The 15,074-nt window shown below is 64.6% G+C and carries 20 protein-coding genes and 1 tRNA gene; 10 read left to right on the top strand and 11 right to left on the bottom strand.

Translation table 11 applies throughout. The features are described 5' to 3' along the window. Window positions 1-1,230: a lytic murein transglycosylase gene (locus tag IVB12_RS06730; protein WP_247296847.1), complete on the bottom strand. Its 1,230-nt coding sequence runs from the start codon at window positions 1,228-1,230 to the stop codon at window positions 1-3. 145 nt (window positions 1,231-1,375) lie between these two features. On the opposite strand from IVB12_RS06730, the gene IVB12_RS06725 reads away from it, so the two are divergent. Both IVB12_RS06725 and IVB12_RS06720 read left to right on the top strand, forming a co-directional pair. Then, complete coding sequence (locus IVB12_RS06725) at window positions 1,376-1,636, top strand: hypothetical protein (protein ID WP_247296845.1); 261 nt, start codon at window positions 1,376-1,378, stop codon at window positions 1,634-1,636. Window positions 1,637-1,696: 60 nt separating this feature from the next. Then, the gene (locus IVB12_RS06720) at window positions 1,697-1,948 is read left to right on the top strand and encodes a hypothetical protein (protein WP_247280988.1); all 252 of its coding nucleotides are present in this window, start codon (window positions 1,697-1,699) and stop codon (window positions 1,946-1,948) included. On the opposite strand, the gene IVB12_RS06715 is transcribed toward IVB12_RS06720, so the two are convergent. Further along, window positions 1,945-2,469, bottom strand: coding sequence for a MarR family transcriptional regulator (locus IVB12_RS06715; protein WP_247296844.1), 525 nt, complete (start codon window positions 2,467-2,469; stop codon window positions 1,945-1,947). The two genes, IVB12_RS06720 and IVB12_RS06715, sit on opposite strands and share 4 nt — an antisense overlap. A 54-nt stretch (window positions 2,470-2,523) precedes the next feature. On the opposite strand from IVB12_RS06715, the gene IVB12_RS06710 reads away from it, so the two are divergent. Then, window positions 2,524-3,003 (top strand): carboxymuconolactone decarboxylase family protein, encoded by a 480-nt coding sequence (locus IVB12_RS06710; protein WP_247296843.1) that lies wholly within the window; start codon window positions 2,524-2,526, stop codon window positions 3,001-3,003. Between the two features lie 21 nt (window positions 3,004-3,024). Next, the gene (locus IVB12_RS06705) at window positions 3,025-3,528 is read left to right on the top strand and encodes a cupin domain-containing protein (RefSeq protein WP_247296842.1); all 504 of its coding nucleotides are present in this window, start codon (window positions 3,025-3,027) and stop codon (window positions 3,526-3,528) included. Window positions 3,529-3,558: 30 nt separating this feature from the next. Here IVB12_RS06705 and IVB12_RS06700 read toward each other — a convergent pair whose 3' ends face one another. From IVB12_RS06700 to efp, 3 genes are all read right to left on the bottom strand, one after another. Beyond that, window positions 3,559-4,545 (bottom strand): DUF808 domain-containing protein, encoded by a 987-nt coding sequence (locus IVB12_RS06700; RefSeq protein WP_247296840.1) that lies wholly within the window; start codon window positions 4,543-4,545, stop codon window positions 3,559-3,561. Window positions 4,546-4,628: 83 nt separating this feature from the next. Then, window positions 4,629-6,251 carry a M23 family peptidase gene (locus tag IVB12_RS06695; protein ID WP_247296837.1) on the bottom strand — a complete coding sequence of 541 codons (1,623 nt, stop codon included), beginning with the start codon at window positions 6,249-6,251 and terminating at the stop codon, window positions 4,629-4,631. Window positions 6,252-6,275: 24 nt separating this feature from the next. After that, window positions 6,276-6,842, bottom strand: a complete 567-nt coding sequence (efp, locus tag IVB12_RS06690; RefSeq protein ID WP_035703646.1) for an elongation factor P — start codon at window positions 6,840-6,842, stop codon at window positions 6,276-6,278. Between the two features lie 162 nt (window positions 6,843-7,004). Between efp and epmA the strand changes: the two genes are divergently transcribed. From epmA to IVB12_RS06675, 3 genes are read left to right on the top strand one after another with little or no spacing between them, the layout of a single operon-like run. Next, window positions 7,005-8,057, top strand: a complete 1,053-nt coding sequence (gene epmA / locus IVB12_RS06685; protein ID WP_247296835.1) for an EF-P lysine aminoacylase EpmA — start codon at window positions 7,005-7,007, stop codon at window positions 8,055-8,057. Further along, window positions 8,054-9,148 carry a lysine-2,3-aminomutase-like protein gene (locus IVB12_RS06680; RefSeq protein WP_247296833.1) on the top strand — a complete coding sequence of 365 codons (1,095 nt, stop codon included), beginning with the start codon at window positions 8,054-8,056 and terminating at the stop codon, window positions 9,146-9,148. Before epmA ends, IVB12_RS06680 begins: the two co-directional genes overlap by 4 nt. A gap of 43 nt (window positions 9,149-9,191) precedes the next feature. Further along, window positions 9,192-9,446, top strand: coding sequence for a hypothetical protein (locus IVB12_RS06675; RefSeq protein ID WP_247280996.1), 255 nt, complete (start codon window positions 9,192-9,194; stop codon window positions 9,444-9,446). 71 nt (window positions 9,447-9,517) lie between these two features. On the opposite strand, the gene IVB12_RS06670 is transcribed toward IVB12_RS06675, so the two are convergent. The 6 genes from IVB12_RS06670 to IVB12_RS06645 all read right to left on the bottom strand — a co-directional run bounded on the left by IVB12_RS06670 (window position 9,518) and on the right by IVB12_RS06645 (window position 14,048). Further along, on the bottom strand, window positions 9,518-10,603 hold the full coding sequence (locus IVB12_RS06670) for a 3-deoxy-7-phosphoheptulonate synthase (RefSeq protein ID WP_346658486.1): 1,086 nt from the start codon (window positions 10,601-10,603) through the stop codon (window positions 9,518-9,520). Between the two features lie 233 nt (window positions 10,604-10,836). Beyond that, the gene (locus IVB12_RS06665; protein ID WP_247296831.1) at window positions 10,837-11,415 is read right to left on the bottom strand and encodes an HdeD family acid-resistance protein; all 579 of its coding nucleotides are present in this window, start codon (window positions 11,413-11,415) and stop codon (window positions 10,837-10,839) included. 71 nt (window positions 11,416-11,486) lie between these two features. Continuing rightward, window positions 11,487-12,527 (bottom strand): PrsW family glutamic-type intramembrane protease, encoded by a 1,041-nt coding sequence (locus IVB12_RS06660; RefSeq protein WP_247296829.1) that lies wholly within the window; start codon window positions 12,525-12,527, stop codon window positions 11,487-11,489. 238 nt (window positions 12,528-12,765) lie between these two features. Next, window positions 12,766-13,038 carry a carbohydrate porin gene (locus IVB12_RS06655; RefSeq protein WP_247296825.1) on the bottom strand — a complete coding sequence of 91 codons (273 nt, stop codon included), beginning with the start codon at window positions 13,036-13,038 and terminating at the stop codon, window positions 12,766-12,768. A 98-nt stretch (window positions 13,039-13,136) separates the two neighbouring features. After that, entirely contained in the window at window positions 13,137-13,763 is a 627-nt protein-coding gene (locus tag IVB12_RS06650) for a PilZ domain-containing protein (protein WP_247296822.1), read from the bottom strand. A gap of 210 nt (window positions 13,764-13,973) precedes the next feature. Then, a tRNA-Glu gene (locus IVB12_RS06645) sits at window positions 13,974-14,048 on the bottom strand. 223 nt (window positions 14,049-14,271) lie between these two features. Here IVB12_RS06645 and IVB12_RS06640 point away from each other — a divergent pair. Genes IVB12_RS06640 through IVB12_RS06630 form a run of 3 tightly spaced genes read left to right on the top strand, consistent with a single transcriptional unit; the run spans window position 14,272 to window position 15,014 of the window. Next, complete coding sequence (locus tag IVB12_RS06640) at window positions 14,272-14,526, top strand: PilZ domain-containing protein (RefSeq protein WP_247296819.1); 255 nt, start codon at window positions 14,272-14,274, stop codon at window positions 14,524-14,526. 56 nt (window positions 14,527-14,582) lie between these two features. Then, window positions 14,583-14,840, top strand: coding sequence for a hypothetical protein (locus IVB12_RS06635; RefSeq protein WP_247297291.1), 258 nt, complete (start codon window positions 14,583-14,585; stop codon window positions 14,838-14,840). A 6-nt stretch (window positions 14,841-14,846) separates the two neighbouring features. Beyond that, window positions 14,847-15,014: a hypothetical protein gene (locus tag IVB12_RS06630; RefSeq protein ID WP_247296818.1), complete on the top strand. Its 168-nt coding sequence runs from the start codon at window positions 14,847-14,849 to the stop codon at window positions 15,012-15,014. Window positions 15,015-15,074 lie beyond the last annotated feature (60 nt).

The raw sequence follows: 15,074 nt of genomic DNA, 5'->3' as shown, positions 1-15,074 counted from the left end.
TTACAATCCCTGCCGCAGTCTCGCCAGCACCTTCAGCCCGCCATAGCCGTCCGCCGGCGTGATCCCTGCGCGCTGCTGAAAATCCTTGACCGCCTTCATCGTGTCGTTGCCGACGCGGCCGTCGGTGCCGCCGGTGTCGAAGCCGGCCTTGGTCAGGCGCGTCTGCATCTCCTGCACCTCGGCAAGCGTCAGCGCGCGCTCGGAGCCAGGGAAGGGCTGGATGAAGGGGGGCGCGCCCAGGCAGCGGTCGCCGAGATGGCAGATCGCCAGCGCGTAGTTCATGGAAGGGTTGTAGCTCTTCACCGAGTAGAAATTCGGTCCGAGCAGGAAGCTCGGCCCGCCCGTAACAGGCGTCCACAGCTGCGCCGACGCATTCGGTTGCGGGAATGGCTGGCCGTCGGCGCGGGTGACGCCGGCGGCTTGCCACGCCGCATAGGTGCGGCTGCCGCTGATGTTGCCGGGCGCGCGCACTTCGTATCCCCAATGCTCGCCGCGATGCCACTTGCCGCGATTGACGAGATATTTTGCGGTCGAGCCCAGCGCGTCATCGGGCTTGCCGAAGGGCGAGACCTTGCCGTCGCCGTCATAGTCGATGCCGACATTGAGCCAGACTTCCGGCATCCATTGCGAATGGCCCATCGCACCGGCCCAGGATCCCTGCATCTGCTCCGGCGTGCTCCAGCCCTTGTCGACGATGCGCAGCGCGTTGATCAGCTCGGTCTCCCAATAGGCCTTGCGCCGCGGTTCGTTCCAGGCGAGCGCGGCGAGCGAGGGAAACACCGGGGTCATATGGTTCTGCTGCACCAGGGGATCGCCATAGGCGGACTCGACGCCCCACAGCGCCAGCAGCGTGCCGCGCTCGACGCCGAAATCGCGCTCGATGCGCGCGAACAGCGCTTCGTTGTTCTTCAGCGCGATCTTGCCGTTGATGATGCGCCAGTCCGAGACGCGGCGGTTGATGTATTGCCAGACCTGCTCGTGGAATTCCGGCTGGTTGCGCATCTGCTTGAACACGCTCATGTCCGGCTCGACCCGCGCCATCGCGCGCTGCCAGGTCGCCGCCGAAATGCCCTTGGCCAATGCCCGCGCGCGAAAGGCTTCGCGCCATTCATCGAAGCCTGGAGGCGCGGCGAGGGCGCGTTTCGGGAGTGCAAGTAACGCCGCTGCACCGAACGTCGATTGCAGCAGGGCGCGGCGAGTTGGATAGGATGAGGAATCAGCGTGCGTCATGGGCACATTCTAGCCCGAAACATGGCGCGTGTGAGTCGGTTCCTGGAACGGATGCCGCGCCTGTTCTTGCGCGGCCGGATCAATCGTTCCGTCGGAACAAATCGTCGCAGTCTCGCATTCCCCTTGCGACAACGAGGAGGAGAAGATGAGGAAATATCTGTTTGCCGCCGCCATGGTCACCGCCATCGCGGCGCCCGCATTCGCCGACGAGGTCGGCGTTCACGTCGCGCCGGCCGGGGCCGGCGTGACGGTTGGTCAGTCGCATGAATATCGCGAGCGCGATCGAGATCGCGACCGCACCACGGTCATCAAAGAGCGTGAGCCCGCCGACCGCACCACCGTGATCAAGAAGGAAGATGAATTCGGCAATCGCGAGAAGACTGTGATTCATCGCGACAACGATTGACGGAGCATGGGCCTCGGCCTACGGCCGGGGCCCGCACTCGGCGAATAGAATCGGGGTGGAATGAAGATACACGCACACGCGGAAAGCCATGTCGTCGAGCTCGACGACGGATCGCAATGGCAGATCTTTCCCGGCGATCTTGCGACTACGCTGAGCTGGAAGCCCGAAACCGATCTGCACCTGGAGCCGAGCCGCGACCGGGTGAGTTCGCATGTGCTGGTCAATGCCGCGGACCGAACCCGGGTGCGGGTGATTGCCGCGGGCGAGACTTGGCCCGACGGCGAGGTCAAGAACGCGTTGAAGGGCGGCTAATCCTCCTGCAACTCGGTCGCGACCCCGGCGAGCCAGCGCCGGATCGTCGTTTCCGTCTTGCTGTCCAAACCCAGAGCGAGGCGCTTCTCCAATTCGAGCACACGTTGCCGGCACGCCTTTAGCAGCGTCGCGCCCCGCGGCGTCAGCGTCCATTGCTGAATGCGGCCATGGACCGGATGTGGCGTCATTGCGATGGCGCCGTCGCGTGCGAGGTTGCGGATGATGACGCCGACCGTCTGGGGGGTCAGGAAGGTGAGGCGGGCGACGTCGGCGCCGGACAGGCCGGGATAGGCGTTGAGCATGGTCAGCACCGCGAATTGCGGCGAGGTCACGCCGAGATCGGCGAGGGTGCGCTCCATTTTCAGACGGACCGCGGCGTGGGCCTGGCGCAGCAGATAGCCGAGATAGCCTTGCTCGCCGCGCTTGCCTTCGCCGGGAGCGGGTACACGCACGGCGACGTCGCCGGCGGGCGCCGTGCGCGCGGTTTTCGATCTTGTGACGACAGCGGTCTTGTGTGACATATAAGAGCTCTTATAAGATATAAGCACGCTTACAATAATACGAGGTGAACGGCAATGTCACACGCCCGCAGCGAATACGAGGATTTCAAGCGCCTCGCGCCCGATGTCTATGATCTGGTGCTGGCGCTGGGTCAGCTTGCAACCAAGGCCGGTCTCGACAAGCAGCTCATCGAACTCGTCAAGCTGCGCGCCTCGCAGATCAACGGCTGTGCCTTCTGCGTGCAGCATCACGTCCTTCTGTCGGAACGGATCGGGGTTCCCACCGACAAGCTCCATCTGGTCGCGGTCTGGCGCGAGGCGCCGATCTTTTCCGCGCGCGAGCGCGCGGCGCTGGCCTGGACGGAGGCCTTGACGATGCTTCCCGGTGGCGTCAGCGAGGAGGTCTATTCGGAGGCAAAGCGCGAGTTCTCCGAAACCGAGCTGACCTACCTGACTTCGGCGGTTGCTTCGATCAACGTCTGGAATCGGTTTGGTGCGGCGTATCACTGGACGCCGGCCAAACGGCCTGTGGCCACGATTGCCGCGGCATCCTGATCGCAGCGCGAGGAGGTCAGCATGACAGCAATGAGTTTGGCCGCTGCGCAGCGCCCGATAGCGTCTCGTTCAATGGCGATCGCCGCCCTCGGCGGGCTCGCCTGCGCACTCGCAATCGGCAAGGCGCTGCCGGTGACGATCGACACTGTGTCAGGCGCGCTGGCGCCGCTCTGCGCCACGGCTGCGGAGGGTTCGCCGCTCGACAAGGTCGAGCCGATCGGGTCCTACGCGCTGCCGAACGTCCCGGGCAAGCGCGTCACCATCGTGCGTGTGTCCTACGGTCCGGGCGGGTTTTCGCGGCCGCATCGTCATGCGGGCTCTGTGACGGCCTACATCACCAAGGGCGAGATCCGCTCGCAACTCGGCGGCGGCCCGATCGAGACGTTCGGCGTCGGCCAGTCCTTCTTCGAGCCGCCGGGCTCGACGCATCTCGTCTCCGCCAATGCCAGTGGAACCGAGCCGGCAGAATTGATCGCGGTGTTCGTGGCGGATGAGGGCGCGCAGTTGACGACGTTCCTGGAGTAGCTGGCACTCCTAGCCCGCGACCGCATTTGTTCAGGTTGGCTGCGATCGCCTCAACCGTTTCCACAGGGGTGAGAGACCGTATTCGACTGCCGGGATCGCAAGTGCGCCGACAAACAGTCCGAGTACGCCTGAGATGGCTGCTTCGACCGACCATTCGATGATGCCGGCAACGGATGGAAGGACATGTGCGGCAGCCTCGGTTGCGGCATGGACCGTGCGGCCGACCTCGGGTGGGCCGTATTTTTCAATGCCGTGCAGGATGATGCCGCCGCCGACCCAGATCATGGCGGCGGTGCCGATGGTGCTTAGCACCGCCAGGAAGGTGGGCATACCGCGGACGAGCGCGCGTCCAAGCAAGCGGATCGCGCCGCCAGTGACGGAGGCGCTGTCATAGCGGGCAAGGGCCATGCCGACATCGTCCGCCTTCACGATCAGGGCTACCACACCGTAGACCCCGGCAGTGATACAGACGCCAACCAGCGCAAGCACCAGCGCCTGCGTCCAGATGCTCCCCGCCGGGAGTGCTGCCAGCGTGATCGCCATGATCTCCGCCGACAGGATGAAATCTGTCTTGATGGCGCTCGCGATCTTCTCGTCCTCGACCGACCGGGCATTCAGCGCAATCGGCTGGAGCTGAGCTTCGTGGTGGCGTGCATGATGCGGCATCATGGCCTCGAGCACCTTCTCGGCACCCTCGTAGCAGAGAAAGGCTCCGCCCAGCATGAGCAGCGGCGTGACCGCGGCGGGAAGGAAATAGCCAAGCAGCAGGGCAACGGGAAGCAGAAGCAGCAACTTATTGCGTAGCGATCCGACGGCAATCTTGGCGACGATCGGCAGTTCGCGTTTCGAGGCAAAACCGATGACGTAGTTAGGCGTGACCGCCGCGTCATCGATGACCACGCCAGCCGCCTTTGTGCCCGCTTTGGCAGCCTGACTCGCCACATCGTCGAGCGAGGCTGCTGCCGCCTTTGCAATCGCTGCGATATCGTCGAGAAGACCGATCAGTCCGACACTCATAAACCCTTTCCCTTCTTCGTTCGAGCCGGCGGTGTGCGCGACGACACGCTCTTGCTCCGCCTGGGCTTGGAACGAGCAAGTCCTCAATTCTCCTCGCCGCTCGAGCCCTCGCGCAGGTCCTGCTTGATCACATCTTCCGGCAGCGCGTGTGCCACGGGCTGCGGAGTGCCTGCGACCTCCGGGCCGATCTCGCGGCCGCGGGCGCGGATCAGGCGCTCATAGGCCGAGACCAGCGTGACGTAGGGACTGACCCAGATCCAGCCGTCGCGGGTGAACACCTGCACGTCGAAATGCAAATGCATCGAGGTGCCGGCGGGATGGTCGAGATAGTTCGAGATCACCCCGATCTTCTCGCCTTCGGTGACGATGCGGCCATTGAGCACGCCATCGGCGTTCAGCGCCTGCGGGTTCATGTGCATGTAGCGGAAGCGGATGTGCTCGGTGCGGCTGTTGACTTGCAACGTCACGGCCTGGTCCTTGGCAGAGCGGATCACGATCGCGTCGCGGACGGCGACGACACCGCGCCGCTTGGGATCGCAGGGCTCGCGGCCTTCGCCGGGCGGCGGGCAATCGGCGGCGCGAATATCCTCGCCCTGGTGACCATATCCGCCGGCGCACTGCCAGACCTCGAAACTGCGGGACTCGCAGAAATTGTCGCGCCAGGGATAGGCCGTCGGGCTGTCGCTCCTGTCACGCCTGCCATGGGATTGCGAGCGCACGAAGGCCGGCGCCTTTTCAAGCGGAAAGCGGATCTGTGCATAGGCCATCACGTCGGGATGGCCGCCTTGCCTGCGATAGCCCGTATTCGGGATGATATCGCCGCTCGGTCGATAGCTGAAATCAGCCGAGCGTCCGGCCGGACGATCGAGGACGTTGGAGGCAACATCCATCAGAGGCCGCATCCGTTGCCCGCCCGCGATCCGTAGCGCCTTCAGGAAGCGTTCTGCGACCGGATAGGCTTCCTTGCAGGCGAGCCGCCGCGGCTTGGCGATGCTGTCAAGGCACTGGATCGACACCACATAGGCAACGCCGAAACGGGTGAAGGCATAGCGCACATAGCCTTCCCGGATGAACCTGCGCAGGTCTGGATAGGTCGCTGCGAGGGGTTTGACCGGCTCGCCCTTGCCGCCGGAGGGATCGGCGATGTCATAGACGAGCGCCGAGCCCGTGATCTGCACCTCGACCGGCCTTGCGTACACCCGGCTCGGCATGCCGTCGCCGGCGCCAGGCTCGAACGAGAACGTCGCGCTGTAGCCGGCGGGGCCGGCGTCGAACATGTCGACGGGATTGAATTCAGCCTGGTAGCGCGACAGCGCGAGCATAGCCGGCGCGCCGTTGCGCTGCGCCTCGAGATACGCGGCGGCGTCGAACGGCAGCAGCACCGGCACGGGGCTGCGGGCGATGCCGGTGAAGAATTGCGAGGAGACCGCGTTGAGCTGCACCAACGCGGGTATTGCGCGCGGATCATGGCGCGGCACCGAACGGCGGGGTGCGAAAATGAAATCGTCCGCGACCCGGGGACGACTATTGATCTCGGCGCGGAGCTGGTCGAGCGCTGCGCGCCAATCGACGCGCAGGGCCGTGAGCGAGGGGCTGCGAAATTCTTCCGCAGCAAGCGGGGTGGTAATGAAGAGCGAAAGCGACGCCAGGAGTTGCGAGACGAAGCGGAAACCCTTCCCAACCACTGTCTCGCCCCCCGGCGGCACCTGTTGCGATCGCTCTGTTCCCCGTTAGTCCTTGGCGCGTTCGGCGTAGGAGCCGTCTTCGGTCATCACCACGATGCGGGTGCCGACGGTGATGTGCGGCGGCACGGTGGTGCGCACGCCGTTGGAGAGCACCGCGGGCTTGTAGGAGGAGGAGGCAGTCTGGCCCTTGGTCACCGGCTCGGTGTCGACCACTTCCAGCGTCACACGCTGCGGCAGCGCGATCGAGACCGGGTTGGTGTCGTGCATGGACAGCTTGACCGTCATGCTCTCCTGAAGATAGGCAGCAGCGTCGCCGACGACATCCTTGGAGACCTGGACCTGGTCGTAAGTCTCCGGGTTCATGAAATGGTAGCCGTCACCGTCCTCATAGAGGTAGGTGTAGTTGCGCTCTTCGATCGTGGCCTTTTCGACCTGGTCGGTCGTTTTGTAGCGCTCGGAGATCTTTACCCCGTCCGAGATTCGGCGCATTTCGATCTGGCTGACCGGGGTACCCTTGCCGGGATGGATGTTCTCGGCGCTGACGACGACATATAGCTTGCCGTCTTGCTCGATCACGTTGCCCTTGCGAATAGAACTGGCGATGACTCTCAAAGCTGTATTTCCTGCTTGCTTGGCCCGGCACCGGCCAGGACGTGGTCGAATGGATGGGGGACTTGGGGCCTCAAATCGGACCTCGGCGCCCGTTTCGGGCCGCAACATACTGATTTTGCCGTTGGATGCCAGCATTTTGCTGTTCCGAGGGGCAATCGGCTAATGGCTGGGGACAAGCCGATTTCGCCGTTCTGGTCGCCCGGGCGGCACCGCGACCGGCAGCCTTTCCTCCAGGCGAGGGGGGCTATTACCGCGGCTCTCCGGGGATTTTTCGCCGAGCAGGGCTTCGTCGAGGTCGAAACCTCCATCCTCCAGATCTCGCCCGGCAATGAGACCCATCTGCACGCGCCCCGGACCGAGATCGTGCGGCCGGACGGCAGCCGCGCCAGCCGCTACCTGCGAACCTCGCCGGAATTCGCCTGCAAGAAGCTGCTGGCGGCGGGCGAGACGCGGATTTTCGAGTTTGCCCGTGTGTTCCGAGACCGCGAGCGCGGCGACCTGCACCTCCCCGAATTCACCATGCTGGAATGGTACCGCGCAGGCGCCACCTATGACGCTATCATGGCGGACACGGTCGTCGTCATTGCCCGTGCGGCGCGGGCGACCGGCATCGGAACCTTCTCGTTCCGAGGCCGGACCGCCGATCCCTTCGCCGAGCCGGAGCTTGTGACGGTCGCGGGGGCGTTCGAGCGGTTCGCCGGCATCGACCTGCTGTCGACAATGTCGGGCGGCGAGGGTAACCGTGCCGCGCTCGCCGAGGCGGCCGGTGCCAAGGTCCGTGTGGCCGAGGACGACACCTGGTCCGACATCTTCAGCAAGGTTCTGGTTGAGCATGTCGAGCCGCATCTGGGGCAGGGTCGTTTGACCATTCTGTTCGAATACCCATCTCCAGAGGCGGCGCTGGCGCGGGTGAAGCTTGATGATCCGCGGCTTGCGGAACGGTTCGAGGTCTATGCCTGCGGCGTCGAGCTTGCCAACGGCTTTGGCGAACTCACCGACGCCGAGGAGCAGCGCAAGCGCTTCGCGGAATCGATGACGGAGAAGCAGCGCCGCTACGGCGAGGCCTATCCACTGGACGAGGACTTTTTGGCCGCGGTCGCTGCGATGCCGGAGGCGAGCGGCGTCGCGCTCGGCTTCGACCGGCTGGTCATGCTGGCGAGCGGCGCATCGCGAATTGATCAGGTGGTGTGGACACCGCCTGCGGGTGAGGCATGACGAAGACCAATCTTGCACGCACTTTGCGCGAGCCGGCTGAGCTCGTCGCCGAAGGCCTGGCGCCCGCAGCGACGCTGCCGGCGCTGGAGCGCGTTGCCGCGCGCTATGCGGTGGCGATTACGCCCGCGCTGGTCGAGCTGATTGACACCGCCGATCGCGACGATCCCATCGCACGGCAGTTCGTTCCGACCGCGGCCGAGCTGGACGCACAGCCGGGCGAGAACGCCGATCCGATCGGCGATCATTCGCACTCGCCGGTTCCCGGAATCGTGCACCGCTATCCGGATCGCGTGCTGTTCAAGTTGGTTCACGTCTGTGCGGTCTATTGCCGCTTCTGCTTCCGCCGCGAGATGGTCGGGCCAGGTAAGGAAAACGTACTCTCGGACAGCGCCTATCGCGCAGCGATCGACTACATCCGCGCGCATGGCGAGATCTGGGAAGTCATCCTTACCGGCGGCGATCCGCTGATGCTGTCGCCGCGTCGCATGAGCGAGATCATGGCCGATCTGGCGGGAATCGATCACGTCAGGATCATCCGTCTTCACACTCGCGTGCCCGTGGCCGATCCCGCACGCATCAGCGAGGAGATGGTCGCCGCGCTCAAGATCGAGGGAGCGACCACCTGGGTCGCGTTGCACGCCAATCATGCGCGGGAACTGACCGGAACGGCGCGCGCCGCCTGCGCGCGGCTCGTCGATGCCGGCATTCCCATGGTGAGCCAGTCCGTGCTTTTGCGCGGCGTCAACGACGATGTCGCTGCTCTGTCGGATTTGATGCGAGCTTTCGTCGAATGCCGGATCAAACCCTATTACCTGCATCATGGCGATCTCGCGCCGGGCACCGCGCATCTGCGAACCACGCTGGCGCAGGGACAGGAATTGATGCGGCAGTTGCGTGGGCGGGTGTCAGGGCTGTGTCAGCCTGATTATGTCGTCGATATTCCCGGCGGCGCCGGCAAGTCGCCGGTCGGGCCGAATTATGTGGTGGTGGCACAAAATACCGCAGGCGATGCGGGTGAAGCGGGAGCCGAAACGCGCTATCGTATCATGGACTATTGCGGCGACGTTCATCTCTATCCGCCGGAAACCTGAGCGGTGCCGGAGCGTGCGTCGGTTTAAGAATGGAGAAGCGGACATGAAAAAGATCATGGTGGCAGCATCGCTCGTGGTCTTGCTCGGTGGCGCGGCGGTTGCACAGACCGGCGGCTCCAAGGGATCGACATCGGGCGGCGCCACCTCTGGAACGGTGTTGCCGGCACCCGTCGGTCACCGCCAGCCGCGCGCGGCCGACGTGCCGAGCGAAAAGAATCTGAGCGACGCCAACGATCCCTTGAGCAAGGAAAACCAGGCGCTCGACAAGAAGATCAAGAGCATCTGCCGGGGCTGCTAGGGACCGCACCTCTCCCCGCCGGGGAGAGGTGAAGAATTGAGCCCGCGACTGAGACTTCGCCTCGTCATGTCCTAAGCTGATCGCTCGTGCAGACCAGCGCGCTGGGTGTTGCGGCGGATCTCGACTGCATCGGCGAGCTGCTCAAGCACGGCGGCCGTGGTCGTCCAGTCAATGCAGCCGTCGGTGATGCTCTGTCCATAGGTAAGCGGCCTGCCGGGCACCACATCCTGACGGCCGGCGACCAGATTGCTCTCGATCATCACGCCCATGATGCGGTTCTCGCCGCTCGAGATCTGGCCGGCAATATCGGTCGTCACCAGCGGCTGGTTCTCCGGCTTCTTGCTCGAATTGGCGTGGCTTGCATCGATCATCACGAGCGGCGCAACGCCGGACTTGGTCAGCTCGTTGCAGGTGGCCGCGACGCTTGCCGCGTCATAGTTCGGCTTGCTGCCGCCGCGCAGGATGATGTGGCAGTCCTCGTTGCCCGCGGTCGAGGCGATCGCTGAGCGGCCGAGCTTGGTCACCGCCATGAAATGATGCGGATGCGAGGCCGACTTCACCGCGTCCGCGGCGATCCGCACGTTGCCATCGGTGCCGTTCTTGAAGCCGACTGGGCAGGACAGCCCCGACGCCAGTTCGCGATGGATCTGGCTCTCGGTCGTACGCGCGCCGATCGCAGCCCAGGACACGAGGTCGGCGATGTATTGCGGCGTCGTCATGTCGAGGAATTCGGTGCCGGCGGGCAGGCCGAGATTGTTCACCGCCGACAGCACGTTGCGCGCCAGACGCAGGCCCTTGTTGATGTCGAAGCTGCCGTCGAGATCGGGATCGTTGATCAGGCCCTTCCAGCCGACCGTGGTGCGCGGCTTCTCGAAATAGACCCGCATCACAATCTCGAGCTGGTCGGCGAGGTCTTCGCGTAAGCGTACGAGGCGCTCGGCGTAGTCGAGCGCGGCCCTGGGATCATGCACCGAGCACGGGCCAACCACGACCAGCAGGCGGTCGTCCTGACCGCCCAGGATCGCATGGATGGCGTTGCGCGCCGCCATCACCACGCGCGTCGCGGTGAGCGTGCGCGGGACCTCCCGCATCACCTCTTCCGGCGTGTTCAGCTCTTTCAGTTCGCGGATACGAAGATCGTCGGTCGTGCTCAGCACGGCGGGCTCCTGTCTGTTAAGAACCTGCCGGCCAATAAAAAAGCCGCCAGGTTTGGCGGCTTGTTCGGACGTTTGCTGCAATGTGTCAGATTGAGCGCGATCCTCCCGCCGCCAGCGAGCTGTCGTAGCTAAAGTACCAAAAATAGCTGGTGGCGACGGTGATCATGGCAGGCCATATAGCGCGGCGCTGGCGGGTTGTCACCCCCCAAACAGAACACGGCGCAACGAGCGTCTCAGGTGTTGCTCTTGCGTGCCGCCAGGGCCATGCCGATCAGGGTGGCGCCGCCGAACAGCAGGTTGATACCGACCAGGACGCCGATCGCCCATTCCGCCGAACTTGGCAGTCCGGCGATTACCATGAAGGAGATCGCGATGTCGACGAGGCCCGAGATCAGAAGCCATGACCAGCGGCTGCTCAGCTCGCGACGGTGCTCCAGTGCGTACATGATGGTGGTGACGCCTTCGGCGAGAAAATAGGCACCGAGCACGATGGTCAGCGTCAGCACCGCTTGGATCGGCCGTGCCAGCAGAATTCCGCCGGCGAGCACCGCCAGCGCGGCCGAGATCAGCGACCACCAGAACCCCGGCGTGCTGCGCGCCCAGTAGGTCGCGATCAATCCGCCGATGCCGCTGATCAGGAACATCCAGCCGAGGAAGATCGCGGTCGCAAGGCTCGCGAGCGGCGGCAGGATCAGCGCGGCAATGCCGAGAACGCCGAGCAGGATGCCTTCGAACAGAAAGGCCTTCCAATGCGCCTTGACCGCCTGGCTCATCGCCGATTGCATCCGTGAAAACTCCTCGGGCGATGTCATCGGCAGGCTCCGGGACGAGAGGGCTGGACTCAATCTACTAGGTGCGTGGCGCGCTGGCCATCCCGCGAGGGTCACCCCCCGCCGGGCGCCGAGGAAAAACCTTCGGCGCTGGTGCGGATGCGGTTGCGGCCGAGAATGTAGATCGCGGTCGTGACAATCAGAAGTGCAAGACCGAGCAGGATCGAGGTGAGGCCGATCGGGATCAGCGCCAGCGCCAGATTGCGCTCGGGATTGATCAGCCAGTGATGGAGCGAGGTCAGCACGAAGGCGAGGCCGAGGAAGCCGACGCCGCCGCCGGCAAGCAGCAGCGCCCACATCCGGCGCAGCTGGCTGAGCCGCTCGCGGGCGACCTCGGTCCGGGGCGCGTGATGGCGCGCGACCCGTCGGACCAGGCGGATGGCGAACGCGATCGAGCTGAAGCCGATCAACAGGCTCGCCGCGCCCAGCCACATCCGCAGCGTCGGGTCTAGGTCCGGCATGCGCTGGAGAGTGAGCAGCGGGAAATCGAACGCCGAATGCAGCGCGAGTGGGCCGGCGAAGATCAGTAGGCGGCTGGACAGGCGGGCCCAGTCGCGATGATGGCGGTTGGCTCCGAGCGCCGTGCCGGCACGGGCAATGGTGAGGTAGGCGCCTGCGATGATGCCAAGCGCGCCGTGGAACGGCACCGTCAGCACGCTGCGCAGGGCGGCCAGCGAGCGCCACATCTCGGCATGCTGCACCAGATAGGCAAGGTTCTCGTAAGCGGCAAAGCCGAGGCCGACCGCTGCACCGTAGACCACGGTGTCCATCGGATTGGCGAAGGTCCGCCGCTTGGTCGAGGAGACCAGCACGATGGCGATCACCTTGACGGCTTCCTCCGGCAGCGCGACGCCGATGACCGAATGCATCGCGAGCGCCGCCCAGGGATCGTCGGGCGCTGCGACCATCCTGGCGAAGGGGGCGCGGGCGAGGCCCAGCAGCGAGATGCTAGCCGCCCCGAGCAGGAAGGCGGTCCAGACCTGGGCGGGCGGGCCCGGGCGCTCCTCGGCGGCGATGACAAGCCACAGCATCAGCAGCGCAGGCGCGACGGCGGCAGTTCCGATGACAGTGGGTAGCGCTTCAATCAGGTACATCGGCGCCGAAAATAGGTTCCCTTGATGAGCTTATCTACATTCACCGGTGCGACCATGTGTCATGCGCTCGCTGTCGGCTCGCTTAACGAGCGCGACAGCCAGCGTTCATCAGGGCGCCAAACGCCAAATGTGAGCATCATCAATTGCATGGCAAAGCCACCTCGTCACCTGTGGCAGCGCGCCCCGTCACGGGATCTGATTGGTAAGTCAGATCAAGCGAATGGGTGGGTTTCTTCGCTCAATGGGTGGTGAACGGCGGTGGCCCGCTGGGAGCGATATCGAAGGCTCCGAGATGGAATTCCGCGCCAACGGAATCGTCCGGCTCGGCTGGTTGCGCCAGCAGCGTGAAGGCGGCCTGCGGATATCGCTTCCAGATTTCGAGATCGCCGGCGGTGATGGTGAGCCAGCCGAAGGTATAGATGTAGCGTCCGGGCTCGGTGACCCGGCCAACCCTGTCCCAGGTGATCTTATCAACTGTGATCTTATCAACCGTGATCTTGTCGACTGCCATTCGGTTCCCCCGATCGCAAGTCTGCAAATATGACATCCGGATCGGCAAAAACTGATCCTGCATTGGGGCCGCGATAGGGCAGCGATCTGCCCGGCTTCTCAGGCCGACTGGAGCATGGGCGTGCGGACAATCAGCCGGACGAGGTCGTCCCGGGACTGCTTCTCGGCGAACTTGACCGCAAAGCCGTGGTGGAATTTGCGGATCACGCGCCCGACGCAGGCGCCGACCGCAAGCGGGGTTCCAATCGGCGGGTCGTATTCGCAGGAGATCGCGACGCCTGCGGTGGAGACGTCGATGATGAAGCACGAATGGGTGCTGCCGTTGGCAAGCGTCAGGAACGTGTGCGGGACTTGCGGAACGAAGCGCGCGTCTTGCCGCAGTTCCTGGACGCTGGCGTCCTTCTGTTTTTTCTCGAGCCAGGTGAGCTTTTCGGACATCCAGGCGCGCCGCGCCCGCGTCATGTCGAGCTCCATCAGAAAGCCCGACTTCAGCGTCGCGCTGATCGTGCACTGGAATTCGCCGAAATCCTGGAAGTAGGAGGTCAAGCGCTCGCCGACCTTGCCGACCACAGGTACGTCGACGATCATGCGGAAGGGTGAGACGCGCTTAGTGCGGCAGGCGAAGCTGCGCAGCTTGCCCTCGCAATCATACCAGCGCGGCAGCGAGTAACTGCCGTTCAAGGTGACTTCCACTGCACGCTGCCTCAGGAACTCTGCAACAGACATGAACGCCAACCGGGGGTTTCGGGGTGATATCCGTAGTTCGACGGTAGTGGCCAAATTCTAAGCAAACGATACCATCGCGCAGGAGCAGGGGTAAATTTCCGGTAAATGCGCGGATCGGTCGGATATTGAGCTGATGACGTGTAGGCGGCCTGCATCAGGCGCGCCTTGCCCCGAAATGGCAGGCTGAAGAGGCGGGAGCTCGATAGAGCGTGGCGCTCCCTAGCGGAATCGAACCGCTCTCTCCACCGTGAAAGGGTGGCGTCCTAACCGATAGACGAAGGGAGCAAACGCAGGGCCCCGCCGCTTTCCGCGGCACGGCCGCTGGCCGGCCGAACAGTGCCCGGCAGCTTGCAGCGCGCGAACGTATAGTGGCCTTTGCGCTCCCGGGCAAGCCGTTCGGGAACGCTCTTTTGCTCCCGGTGGATAGCGCCGAGCCGGGATGATCAGGGGGCGAATTCAACGGTTTCTTAGGGTTCCCTGAGTAGCGCTGGAGTGGGAGATTTTTCCGATGCCACCGCCCAAGAAGCGCTCAGAGCGCAAGCTGCTGTCGCGGCACGCCTGGATCACGCTCGACGGCGGATTCGCGGCGCGGCATTGCCTGGTCCAGGACATCTCGGCTACGGGCGCGAAGATCACGATGGACGAGGATGCGAGCCAGCTTCCCGGGGTGATCCGGATGGCCTTCGCGCGCGATGCGCGGACCGGGCGAAGCTGCCAGGTGGTCTGGCGCCGCGGCAAGTCGGCCGGCATCAAATTCCTCTGACATCGCTGTGCGCCGATCCGATGGCGCGTACGGCCCGTCCGGGCTACAAGGCGGCCATGCGCGTGCCGCTCCTCATCCTGATCACGTTTGCTGCCGTGTCCGCGAGCGCGGCTGAGAGCCTGCGCCTGCCGCCTGCGGAGCGGCCGCAGACGGGCAAGGAGACCGGCAAGACCCTGCCGCTGAAGGGCACGGCCGGTGCGGGAAAGGCCGGCTCCTGCGCCTCCTATGGTCCGCGCTTCGTCATGGTCGAGGGCACCGGGACCTGCGTGAAGGTCGGCGGCTCGGTCAGCGTCGACACCAGCATCCGCCGCTAAAGGCCCATGTCGGCGGACCTGTTGCGGCTCGATATCCTCGTCCCCGTGCTGATGTATTGCGCGCTGCTGTGGTGGGTCGGCCATGGCCTCAGCTGGACCGCACGGCTCGCCACCGCGGCGGTGACGCTGGTGCTGATCATCTGCGTGCTGCTGGTCGAGCGCGGCTGGCTCTAGGGCCACAACAAAATATGCGAAAACAACCCCATGCACAGTAGCCATCAAGTGCTGCCGTGA

The sequence above is a fragment of the Bradyrhizobium sp. 179 genome (assembly GCF_023073535.1).
Taxonomy (GTDB): domain Bacteria; phylum Pseudomonadota; class Alphaproteobacteria; order Rhizobiales; family Xanthobacteraceae; genus Bradyrhizobium.
This window is presented reverse-complemented; position numbering and strand designations above follow the sequence as displayed.

What these genes read in the sequence shown, in the direction of transcription:
- IVB12_RS06725 (WP_247296845.1), top strand. Translation starts at nt 1,376, where the DNA reads ATGAGGAAATATCTGTTTGCCGCCGCCATGGTCACCGCCATCGCGGCG.
- epmA (WP_247296835.1), top strand. Translation starts at nt 7,005, where the DNA reads ATGGCTGGGGACAAGCCGATTTCGCCGTTCTGGTCGCCCGGGCGGCAC.
- IVB12_RS06680 (WP_247296833.1), top strand. Translation starts at nt 8,054, where the DNA reads ATGACGAAGACCAATCTTGCACGCACTTTGCGCGAGCCGGCTGAGCTC.
- IVB12_RS06630 (WP_247296818.1), top strand. Translation starts at nt 14,847, where the DNA reads ATGTCGGCGGACCTGTTGCGGCTCGATATCCTCGTCCCCGTGCTGATG.
- IVB12_RS06705 (WP_247296842.1), top strand. Translation starts at nt 3,025, where the DNA reads ATGACAGCAATGAGTTTGGCCGCTGCGCAGCGCCCGATAGCGTCTCGT.
- IVB12_RS06710 (WP_247296843.1), top strand. Translation starts at nt 2,524, where the DNA reads ATGTCACACGCCCGCAGCGAATACGAGGATTTCAAGCGCCTCGCGCCC.
- IVB12_RS06655 (WP_247296825.1), bottom strand. Translation starts at nt 13,038, where the DNA reads ATGGCAGTCGACAAGATCACGGTTGATAAGATCACAGTTGATAAGATC.
- IVB12_RS06665 (WP_247296831.1), bottom strand. Translation starts at nt 11,415, where the DNA reads ATGACATCGCCCGAGGAGTTTTCACGGATGCAATCGGCGATGAGCCAG.
- IVB12_RS06660 (WP_247296829.1), bottom strand. Translation starts at nt 12,527, where the DNA reads ATGTACCTGATTGAAGCGCTACCCACTGTCATCGGAACTGCCGCCGTC.
- IVB12_RS06730 (WP_247296847.1), bottom strand. Translation starts at nt 1,230, where the DNA reads ATGACGCACGCTGATTCCTCATCCTATCCAACTCGCCGCGCCCTGCTG.
- IVB12_RS06635 (WP_247297291.1), top strand. Translation starts at nt 14,583, where the DNA reads ATGCGCGTGCCGCTCCTCATCCTGATCACGTTTGCTGCCGTGTCCGCG.
- IVB12_RS06640 (WP_247296819.1), top strand. Translation starts at nt 14,272, where the DNA reads ATGCCACCGCCCAAGAAGCGCTCAGAGCGCAAGCTGCTGTCGCGGCAC.
- IVB12_RS06720 (WP_247280988.1), top strand. Translation starts at nt 1,697, where the DNA reads ATGAAGATACACGCACACGCGGAAAGCCATGTCGTCGAGCTCGACGAC.
- IVB12_RS06700 (WP_247296840.1), bottom strand. Translation starts at nt 4,545, where the DNA reads ATGAGTGTCGGACTGATCGGTCTTCTCGACGATATCGCAGCGATTGCA.
- IVB12_RS06675 (WP_247280996.1), top strand. Translation starts at nt 9,192, where the DNA reads ATGAAAAAGATCATGGTGGCAGCATCGCTCGTGGTCTTGCTCGGTGGC.
- IVB12_RS06650 (WP_247296822.1), bottom strand. Translation starts at nt 13,763, where the DNA reads ATGTCTGTTGCAGAGTTCCTGAGGCAGCGTGCAGTGGAAGTCACCTTG.
- IVB12_RS06715 (WP_247296844.1), bottom strand. Translation starts at nt 2,469, where the DNA reads ATGTCACACAAGACCGCTGTCGTCACAAGATCGAAAACCGCGCGCACG.